At 46.0% G+C, this 20,523-nt stretch carries 16 protein-coding genes; 5 read left to right on the top strand and 11 right to left on the bottom strand.

What is annotated here, in order from left to right; genetic code table 11:
• Window positions 1-180: 180 nt before the first annotated feature.
• From KIT90_RS25220 to KIT90_RS25200, 5 genes are all read right to left on the bottom strand, one after another.
• Entirely contained in the window at window positions 181-1,959 is a 1,779-nt protein-coding gene (locus KIT90_RS25220; RefSeq protein WP_285379304.1) for an ABC transporter transmembrane domain-containing protein, read from the bottom strand.
• 2 nt (window positions 1,960-1,961) lie between these two features.
• A complete protein-coding gene (locus KIT90_RS25215; RefSeq protein ID WP_038896490.1) occupies window positions 1,962-3,701 on the bottom strand; it encodes an ABC transporter transmembrane domain-containing protein in 1,740 nt (579 codons plus the stop codon).
• Window positions 3,702-3,971: 270 nt separating this feature from the next.
• Window positions 3,972-4,463 carry a prepilin-type N-terminal cleavage/methylation domain-containing protein gene (locus KIT90_RS25210; protein WP_285379301.1) on the bottom strand — a complete coding sequence of 164 codons (492 nt, stop codon included), beginning with the start codon at window positions 4,461-4,463 and terminating at the stop codon, window positions 3,972-3,974.
• Window positions 4,464-4,693: 230 nt separating this feature from the next.
• On the bottom strand, window positions 4,694-6,037 hold the full coding sequence (locus tag KIT90_RS25205; RefSeq protein WP_285379299.1) for a sodium/glutamate symporter: 1,344 nt from the start codon (window positions 6,035-6,037) through the stop codon (window positions 4,694-4,696).
• Window positions 6,038-6,464: 427 nt separating this feature from the next.
• Entirely contained in the window at window positions 6,465-7,343 is an 879-nt protein-coding gene (locus tag KIT90_RS25200; RefSeq protein ID WP_285379297.1) for a LysR family transcriptional regulator, read from the bottom strand.
• Window positions 7,344-7,446: 103 nt separating this feature from the next.
• On the opposite strand from KIT90_RS25200, the gene KIT90_RS25195 reads away from it, so the two are divergent.
• Together KIT90_RS25195 and KIT90_RS25190 are read left to right on the top strand one after the other, a co-directional pair.
• Window positions 7,447-7,734 (top strand): putative quinol monooxygenase, encoded by a 288-nt coding sequence (locus KIT90_RS25195; RefSeq protein WP_039842932.1) that lies wholly within the window; start codon window positions 7,447-7,449, stop codon window positions 7,732-7,734.
• A gap of 11 nt (window positions 7,735-7,745) precedes the next feature.
• Window positions 7,746-8,723 carry a Gfo/Idh/MocA family protein gene (locus KIT90_RS25190; RefSeq protein WP_285379294.1) on the top strand — a complete coding sequence of 326 codons (978 nt, stop codon included), beginning with the start codon at window positions 7,746-7,748 and terminating at the stop codon, window positions 8,721-8,723.
• Window positions 8,724-8,816: 93 nt separating this feature from the next.
• Here the strand turns inward: KIT90_RS25190 and KIT90_RS25185 are convergent, their stop codons facing one another.
• Window positions 8,817-9,503 carry a DNA-3-methyladenine glycosylase I gene (locus tag KIT90_RS25185; RefSeq protein ID WP_005377694.1) on the bottom strand — a complete coding sequence of 229 codons (687 nt, stop codon included), beginning with the start codon at window positions 9,501-9,503 and terminating at the stop codon, window positions 8,817-8,819.
• 86 nt (window positions 9,504-9,589) lie between these two features.
• On the opposite strand from KIT90_RS25185, the gene KIT90_RS25180 reads away from it, so the two are divergent.
• A complete protein-coding gene (locus tag KIT90_RS25180) occupies window positions 9,590-9,784 on the top strand; it encodes a hypothetical protein (protein WP_005377692.1) in 195 nt (64 codons plus the stop codon).
• 85 nt (window positions 9,785-9,869) lie between these two features.
• On the opposite strand, the gene KIT90_RS25175 is transcribed toward KIT90_RS25180, so the two are convergent.
• From KIT90_RS25175 to KIT90_RS25165, 3 genes are read right to left on the bottom strand one after another with little or no spacing between them, the layout of a single operon-like run.
• Entirely contained in the window at window positions 9,870-12,680 is a 2,811-nt protein-coding gene (locus tag KIT90_RS25175) for an Hsp70 family protein (protein ID WP_285379292.1), read from the bottom strand.
• A 55-nt stretch (window positions 12,681-12,735) separates the two neighbouring features.
• The gene (locus KIT90_RS25170) at window positions 12,736-14,700 is read right to left on the bottom strand and encodes an Hsp70 family protein (protein ID WP_025766687.1); all 1,965 of its coding nucleotides are present in this window, start codon (window positions 14,698-14,700) and stop codon (window positions 12,736-12,738) included.
• Window positions 14,700-15,332 (bottom strand): DUF2760 domain-containing protein, encoded by a 633-nt coding sequence (locus KIT90_RS25165; RefSeq protein WP_005442696.1) that lies wholly within the window; start codon window positions 15,330-15,332, stop codon window positions 14,700-14,702. The genes KIT90_RS25170 and KIT90_RS25165 overlap by 1 nt, the downstream gene beginning before the upstream one ends.
• A 286-nt stretch (window positions 15,333-15,618) precedes the next feature.
• Here KIT90_RS25165 and KIT90_RS25160 point away from each other — a divergent pair, with 286 nt between their 5' ends.
• Together KIT90_RS25160 and KIT90_RS25155 are read left to right on the top strand one after the other, a co-directional pair.
• Window positions 15,619-17,160, top strand: coding sequence for a sensor domain-containing diguanylate cyclase (locus KIT90_RS25160; RefSeq protein ID WP_285379290.1), 1,542 nt, complete (start codon window positions 15,619-15,621; stop codon window positions 17,158-17,160).
• Window positions 17,161-17,242: 82 nt separating this feature from the next.
• Window positions 17,243-17,773, top strand: coding sequence for a 3'-5' exonuclease (locus tag KIT90_RS25155; protein ID WP_285379287.1), 531 nt, complete (start codon window positions 17,243-17,245; stop codon window positions 17,771-17,773).
• Window positions 17,774-17,995: 222 nt separating this feature from the next.
• Here the strand turns inward: KIT90_RS25155 and KIT90_RS25150 are convergent, their stop codons facing one another.
• Together KIT90_RS25150 and KIT90_RS25145 are read right to left on the bottom strand one after the other, a co-directional pair.
• Window positions 17,996-18,436, bottom strand: coding sequence for a TerB family tellurite resistance protein (locus KIT90_RS25150; protein ID WP_005451837.1), 441 nt, complete (start codon window positions 18,434-18,436; stop codon window positions 17,996-17,998).
• Between the two features lie 143 nt (window positions 18,437-18,579).
• Window positions 18,580-20,520: an alkaline phosphatase D family protein gene (locus KIT90_RS25145; RefSeq protein WP_285379286.1), complete on the bottom strand. Its 1,941-nt coding sequence runs from the start codon at window positions 20,518-20,520 to the stop codon at window positions 18,580-18,582.
• Window positions 20,521-20,523 lie beyond the last annotated feature (3 nt).

The raw sequence follows: 20,523 nt of genomic DNA, 5'->3' as shown, positions 1-20,523 counted from the left end.
AGCTCGTGTCGATAATTAACGCGATTTTACAACGACCTCGCGGATAATAGCGAGGGGTTATGTCAATAATAGGTAAGAAATAAAGAAATTGTTTAGATTATGAATGGAACTTTCGTATAAGAAAAGCCCGCAGCATAACTAACGGGCTTCAAGTCAGTGGTAGTGCATTATGCAGACTGTTTAAACAGCTTCCTCGAATTGCTTGTCGTCTTCCTCTTCGATTTGCTGAATATGGCGATTGGCTTGCTGAAGTTGATACATCTGTGCATATCGACCATTTTGTTTTAACAGCGCTCTGTGTGTGCCACTCTCAACTAAATCTCCGTGATGAAGAACGATGATTTGGTCTGCATCCAAAATCGTCGATAGGCGGTGAGCTATTACAACAAGCGTCATATCTTGACGAAGCACTTCAAGGCTTTTTTGAATCAACGCTTCTGTACCTGAGTCGATGTTTGCCGTTGCCTCATCCAAAATCAGAATCTTAGGCTTAGCGACAAGTACACGTGCGAGCGCAAGCAATTGTTTTTGACCTGCCGAAAGGTTCGTTTCACCTTGACCAAGTTGTGTATCTAACCCATTCGGGTAACGACGAATCTGTTCAACAAGGCCGACTTTTTCTAGCGCGTCCCAAATCTGCTCATCTTCTACCTTTCTGCCCAAAGAGATGTTCTCACGGACGCTGGCTGGGAGAATATGTGGGTCTTGCTGTACCATCGCAACGTCTTTACGTAGCACGTCTTTGCCTAAAGATTTTAATGGACGCCCGTCAATCCGCAGTTCACCGATTTCGGTTGGATAGAACCCCATGAGCAAAGAAGCGAGTGTGCTTTTACCGCTACCGGTGTGGCCAACAAGCGCAATAAAATCTTGATGCGACGCTTTCAGTGAAATGTCCTTTAATACGTCTTGTTTGCCATCGTAGCTGAAAGTCAGGTTGTTAAGCTCAATCGCACCTGTTTGCAGTGGCTTATGGTCATCGCCGTAAGTTTGCTCTTGTGCATCGATCAACTCGAATACACGCTCACTCGATACCAATGCTTGCTGAAGCAATGCCAATTGCTGTGTCATCTCAATCAAAGGCTCGGTCACGCGCGCTAGGTAACTGATGAAAGCGTACAGAACACCCACGCCAATCAGCTCGACACCATTGAAGCCAAAGATAGCGACAAGAGAGAGTAGAGCAAGGCCTGCGAGCAAATCCATCAGAGGGCGCAATAGGTAGCCATTCAAGCGAATCACTTTCTTCGAGGCAACCAGATGGTCGTCAGTGAGGCCGTTAAACTGTTTGTTGAAACGTTCTTCTTGCAGCATTAACTGCACCACACTCATACCCTGAATGGATTCGCTTAAGTTGGCATTAATGTCTGTCAGTAGGTCACGCATGTTTCGATAGCTTTCTGTACTGAGCTTTTTGAACAAGTACATAAAGCCAATCACGATTGGCAGCAATACCAACACGACGATGGTTAGCTTCCAACTCATGTAAAACATGACGCCCAACATTACCAAGATCATTACTGCGTTTTTCACCACAGTGGCGATCAATAACTCATAAAACTGTTGCAGCGATTCCGTATCGTTGGTGATACGAGAAACCAACTTACCCGCAGGAGTGTAATCAAATGCCGATAAAGGCTGCTTGATCACGCCAGAGAAAACCTGTTTACGAATCGTTTTGATCGTGTTGGTTGCCACAATACTAAATTGCAATGATTGGAAGTATTGAAACACCGCTGAAATAAGCTGCAAGGCAATGTAACCTGCGGCAAGTGAGATCAAAATGTCACGCGAGTAATCACCTTTCGCGATGTGTTCATCAATAAAATACTGAATCAGCCAAGGTCCGCTAGCACTGGCTAACGCCGCGATAAACAGTAGCGCCAAGCCTTTTAGCATGGGTTTTGGCTGCGACAATGGGTAAGACATTAACCGTTTAAACGTTGTCGATTGCTTCATGATTAGTCCTCCATTGCCTGTTCTAGTTTCTGGTACTGGTACATTTCCGCATACCACCCCTGACGTTCCAGAAGTGCCCCATGCTGGCCACGTTCTGCTATGTGCCCGTGATTCAACACCACAATCTCTTCTGCGGCTTCTAGAGCAGTGAGGCGGTGGGCAATAACAATCAATGATTGCTCACGATAGTAAGTCTCTAAATTCTTCAGAATCTGGTGCTCGGTACGTCCGTCAACTGCGGATAGGGCATCGTCCAATACCAACACTTGGGCATTGAGCAGCATAGCGCGAGCAATGGCGATACGTTGTTTCTGACCACCAGAGAGGGTGATGCCTTTTTCGCCCACTTCTGTTTGGTAGCCTTCAGGAAACTTCTCAATATCGTCGTGGATACAAGCCAGTTTCGCCGCTCGATAAACGTCTTCTTTTGATGCGCTAGGGTTGCCCAGAGCGATATTGTCGAAGATAGATTTAGAGAACAAAAACGGGCTTTGATTAACAACAGCAAAACGATCTCGCCACTCTGGCAGGACAGCGTCCTTGATTTTGATATCACCAAACTGAATCGTACCGTTATCCATGTCATGTTGACGAAGCAGCAAGGTGAGTAAGGTTGATTTACCACTGCCGACTGGGCCTGCAATGCCGAGCATTTTTCCTGGCTCAAGGGTGATGTGAACATCAGTTAGTGCTGGTGGCAGATCTTTAGACCAGTGGAATTCGTCAATCTTGATCTGCAAAGGCAAAGGTTGAGTGCCTAATGGCGTTTCACCACTGACGATCTCTGGCTTTTCATCGAAGATTTCTTGCAGACGGTTCCACGCAGCAGAGCCTCTTTCCAAGATGTTAAATAGGAATGCGAATGCCAGCATAGGCCAGATCATTAGACCCAAATACATAGTAAATGCGGTCAAGTCCCCGAGAGTGATATCACCTTGGTCAACTAAGTAGGCACCAGACGCCACGCTCAAAAAGAAAGACATACCAATAGTCAGCTGAATGGCTGGATCAAAGCGCGCATCGACACGGGCAACGGCAATGTTCTTCTCGCCTGTATCATCCACAACCTCTTCAAAACGTTGCTGCTCTTGGTTTTCTAACCCGAAAGCACGCAGCATACGTACGCCATTTAGTGACTCTTGAGTCATGTCTGACATCGTAGAAAAGGCTTCTTGTGCGATTTTGAATCGTTTATGCAGAATACGAACGATAAAGAAGATAATGATGGCAAGAAACGGCATCGGCAATAATGCCATTGCAGTCAGCTTCCAACTGATTTGCGTCACCATGATGATCAGTACCGCGATGCCAGTGATCAGAGAATCGGCCGCAGTTAACACGCCTTCACCTGCGGTCATAACAATGTTGCGAACATCGTTCGTACCACGCGCCATCAGGTCGCCAGTTTTGTAGCGTTCAAAGAATCGAGGGGGCTGAGTAGAGACATGACGATAAAGGCGATTACGCAAAATGGTGCCTAGTTCCCAACTCGCGCCAAATAACCAGATCCGCCACAGTATTCGACAGCCATATATCGCAAAAAACAGCACAATAAGGCCCAATAACCACATCACTAAGGTACTGGTTTCGAGGGTATTATCGACCACACCATCGACAATAATACCGACCGCTTTGGGAGGAACAAGCTGAAGGGCGGAAATGACGGCAAATAGCAGAATGGACCCCACATATTGTTTCCACTTAAGTTGGAAATACCAACGCAGCTGCCAGAATATTCTCATTTCGCCTCCTGCTTAAATTATTGAATTTGTTATGGAACCATTATTGAGCGAATTGATGAGTTTACAAGCATAATTTTTGAGCGAAATGAAAAACAACACAATGTGTCGATTTTATAGAGGCTCGATGAATAGCCGCCTTATGTATTGCTGAAAGGGGAGGATGTAACAAGATATTGTGAAATTAATGTTAATTGCAGTTTTGAGGGGTTCCGTCTCAAACAGAAAGGAAAGCTTCAAAAGTATCACTCTTGAAGCTTGTTTTTACCGGTTTTAGCAGTCTCTGGTTTGAATTCCGTACTTTATTTGACCACCTGCTGTTTTCGGATAATAGACTTCTACGTAGCAAAGGTTGAAGATGTCGACAGGCTTATTAGCAAAGCCAATTAAGAAATAGGGTTCATCTTCATCGTCCACTCCGTACCAACGATTGATAGTCAGTTTTGGGTCAAACCCGGCGAGCTCTTTTGCTGGAATCACATTCTTGATATATCCGTAGTAGCCAATCAGATCGTTGACGCCATCGTTATTCAAATCAATGTTCATCAGTTCACCAGCGTCGACGTTCTCTTGCGATTGGAGCACGGCTTTTGCGTAGACTTGATTGTTGGCTGTCATCAGCGCCTCACGAGCACCATACAAGACAGCAATGCGGGCATCCTTCTGGATACCAAGAAATTTTGGGAGCGCAACGACACTTACCACCACAAGAATGACGATACAAACCACCAATTCTATCAGTGTAAAACCTTTGGTATTACGCACAGCCAACCTCCGAATATGTATTTTTATAGTCTGCTATTCTGGAGCAAAATTATGGCTGGAAAGGTATTGAAAAAGAATGAAGTTATGCGATGAATGATTCGGTTCTAATATATAAAACAAGTTGCTTAAAATTGCATTCGGAATTTATTCAATCTCACACAAAAAGTAAGTGTAATCTCAATAAGAAAAAGCCCCAATCCTTTGAAGGTATGGGGCTTTAAATCATCGCTTTATGAGGTGCTTGTGGCTGCGTGTGAGCCTTGTTTGAAAACAAAACGCCAAATGAAGAGAACCACGGCTATGTAAGCTAGACCAACGCCAAGCGCTTGCCAGTGCATGCCGTTATACATCGCGATTGGCATCAAAGAGATGATGAAGATATCAGTGATTGAGCCTGGGACATAAGCGATGGCGTAATCATCAAGTACCTTGCTACGCATCTTTGGATCAACAATACGAAGTAGAGCAATACCCATAGCTACCGTGCCGGTTAACCAACCCCAAGAGAAGATGCCTTTCTCAAACCAATCTTCACCCATGATTCGTGGTGCTACCCAAAAGATTAACCAAAGTGTGAAACTTACACCGCCAATTGCTAGTACTACCATAGGCATTAAGTACTGGGCTAAGACGGTAATCTTAATGGCTGAGATACCAAAGATAATCAAATAATCGGTACTGATGCCCGCAGCGTGTTTGAATGCACCGTCACAAAGATAGCGTGAAGCTTTGGTTTGTTTCGCGATGATTCGCACAAGCATGCCGCCAAGGAAGCCAGTTACAAACGTCGGGATCTGCACCTTATCGTGGAAAGAAGACAAATAGTTGGCTGCGACATAAGAGAAAGCGGTTACGACAACCACTAACGCAGCGTGAATCGCGAAAGAATCAACAGACAGGGAAGACATGGTGTCTTTCATTACCGGTTCTTGATCATCAGGTTTAACAAGGCCTTTGCGCTCATGTTCATCCATGCTATCGAATGTCGTAAAGCTACGAATCCAACCCATCTTCAATGCGAATTGCAACATGAGCATGCCGACAGAAATCGAGATGAAGATACCCACGGTTGCGAAGGTTAAGCCTAGTGTGAAGCCATCTTCCCAGCCGAGTCTCGTGAAGATTTCACCAACAACAGAGGCAGAGCCGTGACCGCCCATAAAGCCTGCAGACATTGTCACACCAAAGCCGGGATTAATCTCTGGCCAGAAGAAGGTAGTGATCGCGAGACCAAACATTGCTGCAAATAACCACTGTGAAACAGAAGCGATTTGGTTGAATGCCCACAATGAGCCAGCGCGCTGTGCGACGGTTTTCGGTGATGGAACATCCGTTGCTAAACCTAACGCAGAAAAAAGTGCAGCAGTTAACAGGCTTGCGTTAGCGGTAAAGGTATCGGTCCAAGGCAGTACGTTTAGCAGGGCTGGTCCAAAAATCAGACCGAATAATCCCGCGAGAACCGCCGATGGAATGTACATACGTTGTAGTAGTGGCGTGTGAACGCGAATGACTTTTGCCAAAATCAATAGTAAGCCAGCAATGGCTAAGTCAGTCAGCATTAGACCTTTAGGCATCTTATCCTCCAGTAAATGCAGTCAAGGGGTAGCGTCCTTGTGACCAACCTTGATTGAAAAATCACTCCCAACGAAAAAAGTCACATACGTGACCAAAAGTGTTGAGAAATCAATGTCGTTTTCATAAGCAAAGGCATGTGCTTATGCAGTTTGAAATGAGTGCAAATGTCGTGATTGCGCACGAACTTGAAGAGAAATTAGATTAAACTTCTCGATGTTATTTTGATAGTTCACTCAGGAAAGGCGGCAATCCTAGTCACTTTGTCAGAGCAATGCAATTGATGGGAATCAACAAATGGTGTTCACTAAATGAGCGCTCTTTACTAACAGCATGAAAAATAAAGACAATTAACGAAAAATAATATTTATCATATCGACAATAAAAGTTGATTGAATGGCTAAATTGTCGCCGCTTTATGAGGTGGCGTTACGGATTCACATGCGAAAGAACAAAATCAACCAAGGTGCGGTTTTTAAGGGAAAGCTGTTTTGAACGGTAAAGCAGGTGGATCGGTTTTGGCTTGGGAGCATGTTGCTGGAGAATTTCTACCAAGGCACCAGATTGGATTTCCTGCTCAACTAAGATCTTTGGTTGCAGAAGAACACCAGAGCCTTTTAACGCGGCAAACTTAAGTACATCGCCATTGTTAGACGTTAATCGGGTGTTGCTGTTTCCAAAGGTATTAGATGGCATGTTCACCACTTGTTGGCTTTCTCCTTGGTGATACTGAAACCCCAAACAATGATGATGTTCAAGGTCATCAAGCGATTGGATAGGGGCATGTTGCTCAAGGTAAGAGGGGGAGGCGCAGTAAGTCATGTGGTATTCACCCAATTTTCTCGCGACTAACGACGAATCGACTAACTCTCCGATTCGAATAATCACGTCTGCTTCGCTTCGATATGGGTCAATCAAATTGTTATCCAACATCAGCTCAACGTTCAAATCGGGAAATTCTGCTAAGAAGTCAGCCACGATAGGAGCAATGACCTTTTTGCCATACGTGACAGGGCAGTTAACTTTTACTGTTCCGGTTGGACGGTTGATCAGCGTCTGGATCAGGTTCTCTGCGTTGGTGATGTCTTCAATAATGCGGTGGCACTCTTGGAAGTAGAGTCTACCGGCTTCGGTCAGGGACTGTTTGCGCGTGGTGCGATGAATCAGCTGTGTACCTAAGCTTTGCTCAAGAAAGCTCACGTGCTTGCCAACCATGGTCGGTGAAATATCAAAGTGGTGTGCAGCATTACGAAAGCTACCATGTTCGACCACGTAAGCGAAAACTTTCATGCTTGTTAATTTATCCATTACACACCCAGAGTTGATAAAGAAATAACTAAAGCAGAGTTTATCAATCAAATGAGGTTAATTACAGTGGGCGTATGATTAAGAATGGAGAAAGAGATCCATCATGAGCGAGACGATTTTTGTTACCGCCGAACTGAAAATGAATGCCGATAAGCCAAGACAACAAGTGGTTGAAGCCATTGAACAATTTTGCCTTGATATGCAAAGCGAAGCGGGGTGCTTGCAAGCGAATGCGACCTACGATTCTAAAGATCCACAACGTGTGATTCTTTGGGAGCGATATGAAAACCGCACCGCGATTGAAGCGCATTTTGCTATGCCGCATACACAAGCGTTCATTGCAGCTGAAATGGCGGAGTTAGTCCAAGCATTCGAAACCCAAGCTCAATAGGAGACGTGAACATGAAATGGGGCATTTTAGGCACAAGCTTTATCTCAGGTGTCATGGCTGAGGCAATCCAAGGCGATGACAAGAGTGAACTGTACGCTGTTGCTGGGCGTTCGGAGCAGAACTTAAAGACATTCGCTGAGCAATATGGCATCGAGAATACGTTCAACGATTACGATGCGTTGATTGCCGATGAGCAAGTCGACATTATTTACATCGCATTGCCAAATCACCTTCATCATGACTTTATCGTTAAAGCGGCAGAGCAGGGGAAAGCGATCCTGTGTGAAAAGTCACTCTCGGTAGATATGGAAAAAACCGAGTTGGCACTAAAAGCAGTCGAAACGCACAAGGTATTCTTTGCTGAAGGTTTGATGTACTTGCATCACCCGTTGATCAGCGAGTTGGTTTCGGTGCTTAAATCGGGAGAGGTTGGTGAACTTCGTTCTATCCATACGTCTTATATTGCGTCGATTGCGCAGTTTGTTAATCCAGACAGTAAAGGTGCTTTGTATAATTTAGGTTGTTACCCAATGTCATTGGTGCATTTGGTGGTGAAAACCATGTTGGGTGAACAAACCTTTGAGAACCGTTCAATGACAGCGATTGGTCGACAAGGTAACGATGGGAATATCTGTGAATCGAGTTTGATGATGCAATTCGGTGAGCAACAAACCGCGAGCGTACACACCGCTGAAGATCACGGATTGAAACACCAATTCACCATTCTTGGTAGCAAAGGCTGTATTACGTTAGATTCAAACCCATGGCTACCAGCGCAAGAAAACCAGTTTCGTGTGGAAATTTACGAGACGTCGAAGCGTGAAGTGTTTGTTCCGGCGGCAGGGGATGCTTTCTTCTATCAAGTGCGCAATATTCGCCAAGCGGTTGAAGGAGGGCGTACATCGTTAGAGACCCCTTGTGCAACATGGGAAGACTCTCACCGTATTATGCAGCTACTGACTGAGTGGGAATCACTGGCTTCAAAGTAAGTCTGCACTTAAGTGAAATAGACTAATGAAAATAGAAACGGCGCACTAAATACATTGATTAGTGCGCCGTTATTATTTTGTGTCCAGTCTGGATTAAATACGGTTGTCGCCGGTGCTGAACGCAATGATTTGGCTGATCTCAGACAGGCTTCTACCACTTTCTTGTTGCCATTGCACAAACGCTTTGTTGGTGGCGTCGAGCGACTTTTTCGTATCTTTGCCACCTTCAATGATCTTGCAATTACGCAGGTAAGCTTCAACGTCGCTAGACAAGATGAAGGTATCAACGCCCATTTGACGCAGTGTGTAAGGGCCTGTATTTCCGCCTAGGCGATTACCGCGTTTCTTCAAATACGCCCATAGGTCGGTGATTTTCTCTTGCGGCCAATCGGCAACCATTTTGCCAAACGAACCGTATTCGATTTTTGCTTCGTGGATCATACGAGCGTTGGCAGGAATCGACATGACTTTAGTGAGGTGGCGAATGATGCGTTTGTCGGTTGCTTTGGTTTCCCATTGCTCGTCTGACAGCATCAACAGCGGCTCAATCTTAAATCCGAAGAACACTTCTTCGAAGTTCGGCCATTTGTTGCGAACCACGCTCCACGAAATCCCACTTTGGAATACCTTCATCGAAAAAGCGGCCAGCCAACGGTCATCTGGAATCGCAGCCAGTTCCTCTTTGCTTAGTGGATGAGACAAAAGTGCTTCAAGTTGATCTTCACCACCTTTACGCTCAGCAGCGCGCTGATAAATCGCGTCAAATTTTTCGATACTCATATAAGAAGTTAGTCCTAGTTTATGTCGATATTTGCGAAACATACTACGCTTAAGTGGCTGAATCGTAAATTGATGGAGTGTCACAAATGAAGAAGGTCACATTAACGTTTGTCGGGGAAGGTTCGGATCGTATTGCGGAAAAATTCTATGCGTGGATGACGGACGGTGGGTTAGAAGACAGCATGATTGAGAATTTATCTGACCGTGAAATCTCAGTTGTCGGCATCAGTGATATGGATAATGAAACGCGTGATGTGGTAATCAATACGGAAATGAACTAACGAGTCGTCTTTCGTCAGCTATTAGAATCAGATAAAACAAAGCCCTTCAAGAGAAGGGCTTTGTTGCGTTTATAAGCGTGAGAGCCTAGTTATTTACCAGCGTCAGACCGCTTGGCAGTGCATCACCGAAGATACGCTTCGATTCGCTCTCAGATAGCTCTTTGACTTCTTCAACCAATGATACCCAAGATTCAGGTACCTTGCTTTGCTTCAACTTAGCCAGTACCTGTTCACGGTAGTCGTCTGAGATATCGAATAGGCGGTCACCCGTTTTACGACAAATCATTACAGCTGCAAACGCGATCATTGGCTCTTTCTGCCAGTTCTGCTCTAACAGCTTAGGCAACCACTGTTCCGCTTGTTCACGAGGAACGACGTTATGCTGACTGCCATACAAAGGCGTACGCGATGCCAAGCGACCCATTGCCCACCAGTGCGCTTGTTCGAACTGGTTATGGTTGATGGCTTTGCTCAAGAACCACGTTGCCAATAGAACTTTGTCTTCGACTTCTAAATGCTCCAGAGAGGCAGACAAGCGCACCATCGACTCGTAACCCATATCTTGTGCCGCTTTAGCGGATTGTGGGTTTTTCATCGCACCAGGATGTAGGTATTTCGCGATGTCCGCCAAGATGGTCTCTTGTTGCTCTTGGCTCAAGCCACCTGCGATACGACGCCAGAATACCCACCAGTCAGTCCAGCCTTGATGGTTTTTGAACTGAATGTTTTGCTGGTAGAGACCCCAAACTTGTTCAATGCGCCATGAGTCGGTTGGATCGCCAAAGCCCGGACGCATAGCAAAACCAGCCAAACGAAGCCAGTTTTTCTCGTGTTGTTCAGAGCGGCGGCGACGCTTACGACCTTGTGCAAAGGTATCAAAAAGTTGACGTAGGGTAGTGAAATCCCACTCGTCACGTTTGCCAAGTTTCTTCTCAAGATCTTTGGCTAAGGTTTTGATCTCTTTGCTTTCTGCGCTTTTCTTGTTACCGCTGTAAAGGCGAGCGATCAGCTCCTTACATTCATTCAGTTTAGGGTGAAGCTTAACTTGCTCGCTGTCGTCGGTTTGCTTGTTGCGAACTTCGAACTCCAGCTCCCAACGTTTGCTGTCATCTTCTGCGCTGACACATTCCATCTTAAGCGTGCCGACTTCGGTCAACTGACACGCCAGTTGCACTTCTACGCGCTCTTTCTGGTTGGCTTGCAGTTCGGCACCTTCACCTTCAAGGGTGGTGATATAAGGCGGCAGAGGCGCAAACAAGTCCGGATCAACGTCCACCATCACACCGTTTTGAATGGCAGTGTTATTGGTTAAGGTGTCGTGGGTAGAAGTCAGCAGGTTAAAGCGAACAGGTTCACCTAGGGTAAGCGAGAAACGACGACCACTTAAGCGGATCTCGTGTCCTTCTTCTGTGCCTTTTGCAAGTAAACAGAGCGCTTTGCCCATCTTGTTCTTTTCTTGAAGATGCAAGAAGTAAGAACGCGCTGCGCCACCACCAATTTTAAGCTGTGCACCACGACGCGCTTTACCAAATGCAACAGCACCTAATGCAACAGACCAATCTGGATGTGGGTTATCTAATACCGTAACCGGAGCGCCTCGCCAATCGGACAGTAGGGTAGTGACTCGCTCAGTCACAAGTTCACTATTGAACACACCACCGTTAAGTAGCAAACCTACCGGAATTGCATTTTGTTTGTCGTCTTCAATGCCAAGAGCGGCACGAGCAACTTGTTGGTGCTGAGTTAAGAACTCGGCTACGTGTTTGCTCACTGCTGGGTCAGCAACGTATGGAAGGCCAAACTCGACAACGGCGCTGCGGCGTTTGTCTGGTACTTCACTGAAATCAGAAAGCGGGAAGAAGCCATCCAAAGCGATTTGGTGCACTTCTTGTTTGCTCAGTCCAATACTTTTTGTTCCGCCAAGAAGTTTCGAGCCGCTGCCCAGCATGGTGATTTTTACTTCTTCAGGTGCACTTGCTGAAAGCAGATTTTCTTTCGCTTTACGCGTTTGTTGAATCAACTTAGTCAGGCTTGCAGCAGTGAGCTTCTTACTCTGGTTGAAGCGTCTTTCCGCAAGGTGCGCTAATGCTAAGTCGAGGTTGTCACCGCCCAGCATCAAGTGCTCGCCAACACCAATACGGTCAAGGGCTAGTTCATCTTGAGAAGAGAAACTGGCTTCAATCAAGCTCAAGTCGGTAGTACCACCGCCCACATCACACACCAGAATCAGCGGTAACTCTTTGAGTTCATCAGCTGCGGTTTGCTGGTGGCGTGCGTACCAGTCGTAACATACGGCTTGTGGCTCTTCGAGCAAGACGATTTTCTTTAACCCTGCCAGCTCAGCCGCTTCAAGCGTGAGCTTACGAGCGGTTTCATCGAACGACGCTGGAACGGTCACAACCACATCTTGGTCTTCTAGCTTATTGCTAGGGTGACGGTAGTTCCATGCTTGACGAATGTGGTTGAGGTAGCTTGCGCTGGCAATAACGGGTGAGACTTTATCTACGTCTTGCGCACCAGCCCAAGGAAGAATGTCTGAACTACGATCCACTGCTTGGTGCGATAGCCAGCTTTTAGCACTGGATACTTGACGTCCTTCCACCTTTGCGCCTAATTCACGAGCCCATTCACCCACGATCACATTACTAATGTCGCCAGAGACAGGTTCGTTTTCCCAAGGGAGTGTTAGGTCAGAAGGGGAGATTTGACCAACCGCAGGGTGATAGCGGAAAGAGGGCAGTAATGGTTTACGAACCACTTCACCCGGACCAATTAATTGGTCGATGTCGAATAGGGATACTTCGGATTGTTCAAGGTTGTCGGTGATTTCACAATACGCCACCACAGTGTTTGTGGTGCCAAGGTCAATACCAACAAGAAAACGAGGAGATGCCATACAAACCTTCGTGTATTTAAAAACGGCACCCGATTGGATGCCGTTTGATTTCTATTTATTCTTCTTCGTTTGAGTTGCTTTTCGCGTCTTCGCGCACATCGAACTCAACATGCCATTTTTGACCGTTATCAGCGGCAATGGCTTCTAAGTAAAGCGTACCAAGCTCTGTCACGCGAGAGGCTAGAGTTACCGGAACCACTTCACCTTCACGGCGACCTTCAGATACAGGCAGTGTTACTTGAATTTCTGGTAGCTCTTCAAGCTCTTCTGGTGCCCAGTAGTCTAGGTGAGTACCTGCTAGGTCATCACGACGAACCGTTGAGCCGAAGAATTGGAAGTTAACTGGCTGACCGATGATCAAACCAAACTCTTGGCTTGGTACGTCAACGCTTGAGCCTTCTTCCATACCAAATGGTGCAACACAAAGTGCTTCCATTGGAGGCGCCATGCCCGGAATCGCTGGCATCGCACTTTCGATACCCACGTAGTACGCCGAAGCAATACCACCACGGATACGAACGCCTTGACCACGACGTACAGAGCCGTAGTAAGCTGCACCGCTAGCAACTGCAAGGTCTAGATCCACACCTGTTAGGCGTTTCGCCATTTCTGCATCTGCTTCAATTAGCCATTCGTTGATCGTGTCTTCTAGACGAGTTGCTAGAAGTTTCGATTTCAGAACACCACCGTTGAATAGGATTGCGGTTGGCTTGATGAAGTCAGCTGATTGGGCTGCATCCGCACCTGGCATACCAGGCATGTTAGCGAATGGGTTGAAATCTTGAGCTGCTGCTTCTGCGCCATTTCCTGAAGCAGAAAGGGCATTAGCTTGCTTAGACAAGAATGCAGCAATGTGACGAGTGATGCCTGCATCTTGTGCGTAAGGCAGACCCATTTGCGTTAGTGCACCACGGTTACGTTGAACAGGGTGGTCAGTAATCGCAACTTGAGGGAAGAAGCCGTCAACCAGTGTTTGTTGTACTTCTTCTTGAGTCAGTTCTGTTTTCAGCGTTGCGCCAAGCAGTTTAGAACCACGGCTTGGTACTACGATTGGCACTGACTGAAGTTCGCTGTCGTTCAATAGCGCTTCTTTCGCGTCACGACATGCATGCGTCATCGCCTGAACTTGCCATGGCTGTAGCTCTTTGCCTTCTTGCGCTAGCTTCATCTTCAAGCGGTACGCAAGTGCAAGATCCATGTTGTCACCGCCAAGTAGGATGTGTTCACCTACCGCGATGCGGTTCAGAGTTAGGTTGCCATCGTCTTCAGTTACTTCAACCAAAGAAAGGTCGGTTGTACCACCACCGATATCGACCACAAGCACGATGTCGCCAACTTCAACTTCGTCGCGCCATTTGTCGTCGCTGTTATCAATCCAGTTGTAAAGCGCAGCTTGTGGCTCTTCGAGAAGCGTTAGGTGCACAAAACCAACGTTGCGTGCTGCTTCTGCTGTTAGATCGCGAGCAGCAGGATCAAAAGAAGCAGGAACCGTAATAGTCACGTCTTGATCGGCAAGGTTGTGATTTGGATTCGTGTGATTCCAAGCATCTTTTAGGTGCTCTAGGTAAAGCTCTGTCGCACGAAGAGGGGATACTTTTTCCACTTCTTCTGGGCTACCTGCTGGTAGGAAGGCATCACGACGATTCACACCAGCGTGGCAAAGCCAAGATTTCGCACTTGCAACAAGGCGAATTGGCGTTTTCGAACCTAGGTTACGTGCAATTGCACCAACCAGAGCTTTTGGCTCGCTCGACCACGGAAGAACGCGTGATTGCGGGTTCATTTCGTGCTCGTGCGGCTGGTATAGGAAAGATCCTAATTGGCTGCGAGTCTCTACCGTGCCCGGCGCAGTCAACTGCGGGATAGGCATCACTTCAACGCGAGCGTCCTCGTTGTGTGTATCAACAAAAGACATGACACAGTGTGTTGTACCTAAGTCGATACCAACACTGAATTTAGGCGTCTGTTGAGTTTCAACAGACGCTTCTTGAGAATGGTTTTCTTGGTTCATGTGTTCCATTACAGCTCAACCTCAGCTGGAGCGATCACAGATGCATCGTAGTTCTCAGCCAGTTTAGGCAACGTCATTGATGTTGCTTTCCAACCTTTGTGAACTAGCGTGCCGTTGAATGGCGCGCTGCCTGTTACGTTGCCAGTTAGGCGGATTTCTTGTGGGTTGAAGCCTTCTTCAACCGTAATGCGAGTTTCTTCGTCTTCGTTACGAACGTGCGCTAGCGTCACGTAATCGTTCAGTACTTTCTGACCGCCAGTGTGGATTACGCGAGCGGCCGCGCCTACTTCTTCATCAGAGAATGACGTTAGGTCTTCTTTTAGGAAGTCAATCAGGCGAGCTTCTTGTTGCATGATAGAAAGCAGCTGCATTGCAGAGTCCGTTGACGCTGTTGCAAGTTTTGATTCAACTTCTACAACACGCTCTACGACTTTCTCTACTTCCACTACTTTTTCTACTTCAACGATCTTCTCAACTGGCTTCTCAACCTCGACGATTTTCTCGACCGGTTTTTCTACCACTTTCTCGACCACTTTTGATTTGCGCGATACCGCGATCAGAAGAAGTAAAACACTCGAAGCTGCCAAACCAGCATGCAGCATATCGAACGTTTGAGGAATTAGGTTCAAATCAATGTTCATGACGTTTTTTCTCTTTCTATTGATTTATTGGTGCTCAGTATTGGCTCATGTGTTTACTAAAAGGATCGTCTTTGCGACCTGCACCAAGTTTAGACATTAAAATGATGGTGGATGGTAGCATATTCAAGGCTTAAGACTGTAATAATTCGTGAATATACCGCATGATTAGCATGAAAAATCAACGATTAGACGGAGCGGCAAACGTTGTTGCTTGATGTTTACCCACATGTGGCGCAGTATTTCCATCATTATCGAAGCATTGCACGCAAAAAACGTGGAACACGAAATGACATATAGCACGGCTCAACAGAGCATTTTCAAACGATATTCTGCTTCTATTGTAGCCTTTATTACGGTCATTATCGTTACCGCTGGCATGGTTGGTGTTGCTTACAAAATTCAACAGCGTTACACCATGACCATCTTTGATACCTTGGCTGACCGCCAAGCGGAATCTCTAAAACTTGCCGTAGAAAACGATCTTGAGTTCATCGGTGCGGGTGCGAACTTTTTTCACTCCGTTGATAAGTCTTACTGGACGCAATTTCCTTACTATGCGAAGCAAGTAGTGGGCAGCTCAGAGAGTTTGATTGCTTTACAATGGATGCAACGTGTTGGGCCAAGTGAGTTAGAAAGTTACCTCGCTAAAACACGTCAAACTTTCCCAGACTTTCAGATCTTTACTGTACCCAAGGATGGCGAGAAGACATTCGGATACATCCTTAAAGATGATGCGCCTGCTTATGTGGCGACCGATATCTATCCAAGAACCGCCACCAACCTGTCTTTGCTTGGCTTTTATTCCTCACGTCTGCGTTTTGAGTTGATCTTAGATGACATCATCACTCATGACAGAGCCAACATTTCAGACAAAGTTCGTCTATTACAAGATGGTTATGACCAGTCACTAGAGAAAACCGGTTTATTGGTTTATCACCCAGTATTCAGCTTCGACAAACAAGAATTGCTTGGTGTCGTTGTTGGGGTAGTGCGCAGCACAGCTTACTTCGATCAACTGATCACAAAGACGGCAACGGAATTGGATATGTCCGTCAAGGTTGAAGATAAGGGATTTGATGCTTACGACGACCCTCTGTTGTTTAAGAGTGAAAACTGGGACGCTCTAAACGGTAAGATCATCAGCCGTACCATTCATTTGCCAAACCGAGATTGGGTCATCGAGTTTAAACTTTCTGAATCCGTATCTGCGTGGGAGCGTTCAGTACTGTATGGTACTGGCATCGCGGGTTTGGTTATCGCCTTCTTGATTAGCTATATCGTTAATCTACAGTCTCGCGAGAAGGAACGCCTTGCGGTGATGCTTGACAATAAAACGGTGGAGCTAAAACGCATGGCAGAGTTAGATCCGTTGACCCAATTACTGAACCGACGCGTATTTAACGATAACTTACTGCACTACATTAATAGTGACGTGAAGTTTTCTTTAGTGGGCTTCGACATTGACCGTTTTAAGCTAATTAACGACAAATATGGGCACTTGGCCGGGGATGAAGCGTTATTGCACGTAACCAAGTTGGTGAACGCAAATCTGCTTGATGGCGACCGCTTTTACCGTGCAGGTGGCGATGAGTTCTGCATTTTATCGCGAGTGACGGATAAAGAAGAGTTGGCCATCTACTTAGATAAGCTGCGTGGGATAGTGGCGAGCTCTCCGTTTGACTACGAAAATACGCCAATCATTTGTTCGCTGAGCATCGGTGCTGCGGTGCACAAAGATGAAGATCCTGAGAGTTTGTTCCACAAAATGGACGTGCAGCTCTACCAAAGTAAGGAAAATGGTCGAAACTCTGTATCGATCGGCGATTAATTCAGCGAGCAAATTCGAGTTTTGATATTGGTTACGGTAGAATCTCACGCTTTCAAATTTACGTTAGGAATCAAGACAAACTATGAACCATAACCGTATCGTCTGCTTCGATTTAGAAATGTGCTGCTGGAATGAAAACGGCGTGGGTCGCACGGGCGAAATCATTGAAGTTGGTTTGGCTGAAATAGATTTGTCGAAAGGTGAAATCGTAAAGCGCGCGCAATACTATGTGAAACCAGAACACGATGAAGTGTCTCTGTTTTGCGCCGAGTTAACTGGCATCACACCGCGCAAGATTGAAAAGCAAGGTCGACCACTAGAAGAAGTACTTAAATCGATGCTGAAGAACTTCGGCGGCCGCAATAAGATTTACGCATCATGGGGACGTGATGACCTTATCTTGCTTGAAGAGTGCCAACAAAAAGGCCTTGATGCGCCATTTACCGAGTTCATTAACCTAGCAACCTTGTACCGCATTCAAAATCGTCTTAAAGAAAAACGTATTGGACACAGAGCGGCGCAAGAAGCCAAAGGTATCGAGTGGGAAGGTCGTCAGCATTCCGGTTATGTGGATGCATACAACTTGGCGAAACTTGCACTGACCATGCTATAAGTTTCTGTTTTCATAAATATTTCATTGGATTTCAGTCTGCTCGTCATAAGCCAGCTCTAAATTAGTTATTAATAAATAACAACAATGTTGGTTAGACTCTTGCGGAGATGACGATGTTTGATTCGGTCAAATCCAGCCTAGAGATACAAAAAACGCGCTCATGAAGCGCGTTTTTTATTGGTTCTTATTTTTGTTGAGACTGTATTTTATTGAGGTAGCGCTTTACTGAGACTGCAATTTCGCTCGGATAAAGTCGCTGTGGTCGACGTAGAGTAGCTCCGCTGTTTTGCGAATTACGGCATCTTCCAGTGGATCAATTTCACCGTCAGCGTATGCTACTTCCCACATACTCTTAATCAGCTCATAGCGGGTTTCTTGTGAAAGTTCACGCAGTTGAGACGTAAAGTCATAAAGGGAAGTCGATTCACTCGATCTGTTCTGAGCCTGATTTAATAGGGTGTCGGTCTCTTCTTCCGTTAGGGAAAGCAATTTCATGATCAAAGAGCGTTTGGTTGCTTGCTCTCTTTCATCGATTTGATGGTCTGCACCAGCAACTTCACAAAGCAAGCAGGCTATCGCCATATTGGGTGACAGCGTGTTGGATTGGCTAAGGTCCGAGCCTTCTATAAGTTGTTTAAATAATGAAGTAAGCGAATTAAACATGTTGAGCACCAAGCTGTTATCTATTTATTTAAGATGGTAATGGTTTGAGCAAATCTCAAGGTCTTGATGAAATTTGATCAAGATCTCATACGATTGAGATGACATTTTTGCTCAATACAGTATTTGACCGCCAAAAAGCGGATTTATTCCTCAACCTTTGTCGGCGGGAAATCGATTGAATCACCTTTACTCGTTAAGATACTGATATTATTTGGCTTTCCGTCTTCATCCAATCTCAGCTCGCCAATCGCACTTTGGTTCACGAGTCGATAAAAATTGTGGTTGCTTGGTGCGCGTTTAAAAATCTTCAAACGCTTACGTTTGGTAAACAAGTTCAATGGTGATCGAGGGCTATACAGCAGACGATCCATTGCATCACATGCGCTCAGAAGTTGCGCTGGAAACTGGTTCTTAATCCCACTACAAGTGATCTGATAGATGTTTGGACTATTACGGCGAAAACGCAACTTGATGTCATAGGCGAAAGAGTAGTGTACATCGCCAGAGAGAATCACGAAGTTAGTTGGGGTTTTGGTGTGAGTGAAAATACTGATCAAAGTATTCGCACTGCCCGGATGCGCCATCCAGTTTTCCGCGTCAATCAACAGCGGCTGACCAAAACTGGTCATGATGCGTTGTAGCGTCTCAATAAATTTCACACCAAACATGGGCGCAGCAGAGACGATTATCACTTTGTCTTGATGCATCAACTCTTGTTGGAATTCAATCAAAGCTTCCCAATCCATCAAGCCCGACGGTTTATTCATGCGTGATTCTGAACGCCAACGGCGAGTACGTGTATCCAATACCACCACTTTTGGTGAGGTGTGAATCGTGTAGTGCCAATCTTCAAAACGATAGAGGTACTTTATGAATTCGTCTTGAGATTCTGAAGTCAGCTCTTCAAAGTAACGGCGCGCATGTTCCATAAACGGGGCGTTGAATTTTTCTGGCGCGTTTCCCCAACCTTGGCATAGCCAGTAAGCGATCAGGCTGTTACCGATGATACGATGCGAGAAGAGGTTCTCATTGGCTGCTTTTTCCCAGCCAACCGTTAGGTTCCAATCGTCGGTCACGTCATGGTCATCAAAGATCATGTAAGTAGGAACGTGAGCGAGTAACCGCTGGACTTTATCCAAGCCTTCGACAAACGCATCGATATGGACTTTCTCATCACGCCAATGTTGCTGCCATTTCGGCTCTAACGCTTTTCCGCCCGTTGTAAACTCTCTTTCCAATAAACGCTCACGATTGACTAACGTCCATGGTACTGGAGACCAAACGAGCAGGTACATCGCAAAAAGTTCTGCAAAACTGATGAGATGGTTTTCGCATTCACGTGAACTGAAAATAGGGGTGCCACGATGGGGAAAGAACTTGCTAAGTAAGCTGCCATCGTCCACGTAGTGAGGCAGAATGTTGTCTCGGCCATAAAAGCAATCTGGGTTTTGATACAGTTCTTGCGTGTTTTTTATTGGTGCTTGAGCGAACTCTTCATCAGGCAAGCCTAGTAACTCGACTAATTGCTCAATCGCATCCAGCATTGGACCTGCTACATGATCGGCATAGATTTGGTCGCCGCTCATGATGAGCATATCAGGGCGGTCTTCTATCGGTTGGCTAGCTACTTTTGTGTCAGCTTGGACCAAAGTGTCTTTACTAAAATGATGTGGGTTACGACATGAACCATGCAGGACATAATCGGCTTTTTCACTGATTAGGAACTCCACACCTCGTGCTGAATCTGTGTCTTCACCGTAGTCAAGGTGGGGCATCAACTCGGTTAGCAAACCGGATTGGGTATGGATTTGATAGTGCAATGCTTGATGGGTAGGAAACTCACCTTGCAGCGTGAGCATGCAAACCCAAGCGCGTTTACCAACTTGTAATAGATGCTCTGGCGATATTGTTTGAGAGTAATACTGTGCCCCAGTGGTTGCATCGCTGATTTCAACCAAGCCTTCGAGAGGTTGCGTCGTCACCAACCAAATGTTCACTTCCGTCGCGGTGACTTTTCTTAAAATCGGACCGGCAACAATCAGAGGAAGAGAGGAAAGTTCGTTGGTGTTGAGCGATGTTGGCAAAGC

This window comes from Vibrio sp. B172a (genome assembly GCF_030248355.1).
Lineage (GTDB): Bacteria > Pseudomonadota > Gammaproteobacteria > Enterobacterales > Vibrionaceae > Vibrio > Vibrio owensii.
Note: the sequence above shows the minus strand (reverse complement) of the source record. Positions and strands in the feature narration are given on the sequence as shown.

Bases quoted from the DNA above. Each gene is read 5' to 3' on its own strand.
- KIT90_RS25170 (WP_025766687.1), bottom strand. From the start codon at position 14,700: ATGGAACACATGAACCAAGAAAACCATTCTCAAGAAGCGTCTGTTGAA.
- KIT90_RS25190 (WP_285379294.1), top strand. From the start codon at position 7,746: ATGAAATGGGGCATTTTAGGCACAAGCTTTATCTCAGGTGTCATGGCT.
- KIT90_RS25165 (WP_005442696.1), bottom strand. From the start codon at position 15,332: ATGAACATTGATTTGAACCTAATTCCTCAAACGTTCGATATGCTGCAT.
- KIT90_RS25160 (WP_285379290.1), top strand. From the start codon at position 15,619: ATGACATATAGCACGGCTCAACAGAGCATTTTCAAACGATATTCTGCT.
- KIT90_RS25220 (WP_285379304.1), bottom strand. From the start codon at position 1,959: ATGAAGCAATCGACAACGTTTAAACGGTTAATGTCTTACCCATTGTCG.
- KIT90_RS25185 (WP_005377694.1), bottom strand. From the start codon at position 9,503: ATGAGTATCGAAAAATTTGACGCGATTTATCAGCGCGCTGCTGAGCGT.
- KIT90_RS25215 (WP_038896490.1), bottom strand. From the start codon at position 3,701: ATGAGAATATTCTGGCAGCTGCGTTGGTATTTCCAACTTAAGTGGAAA.
- KIT90_RS25180 (WP_005377692.1), top strand. From the start codon at position 9,590: ATGAAGAAGGTCACATTAACGTTTGTCGGGGAAGGTTCGGATCGTATT.
- KIT90_RS25175 (WP_285379292.1), bottom strand. From the start codon at position 12,680: ATGGCATCTCCTCGTTTTCTTGTTGGTATTGACCTTGGCACCACAAAC.
- KIT90_RS25155 (WP_285379287.1), top strand. From the start codon at position 17,243: ATGAACCATAACCGTATCGTCTGCTTCGATTTAGAAATGTGCTGCTGG.
- KIT90_RS25150 (WP_005451837.1), bottom strand. From the start codon at position 18,436: ATGTTTAATTCGCTTACTTCATTATTTAAACAACTTATAGAAGGCTCG.
- KIT90_RS25200 (WP_285379297.1), bottom strand. From the start codon at position 7,343: ATGGATAAATTAACAAGCATGAAAGTTTTCGCTTACGTGGTCGAACAT.
- KIT90_RS25195 (WP_039842932.1), top strand. From the start codon at position 7,447: ATGAGCGAGACGATTTTTGTTACCGCCGAACTGAAAATGAATGCCGAT.
- KIT90_RS25205 (WP_285379299.1), bottom strand. From the start codon at position 6,037: ATGCCTAAAGGTCTAATGCTGACTGACTTAGCCATTGCTGGCTTACTA.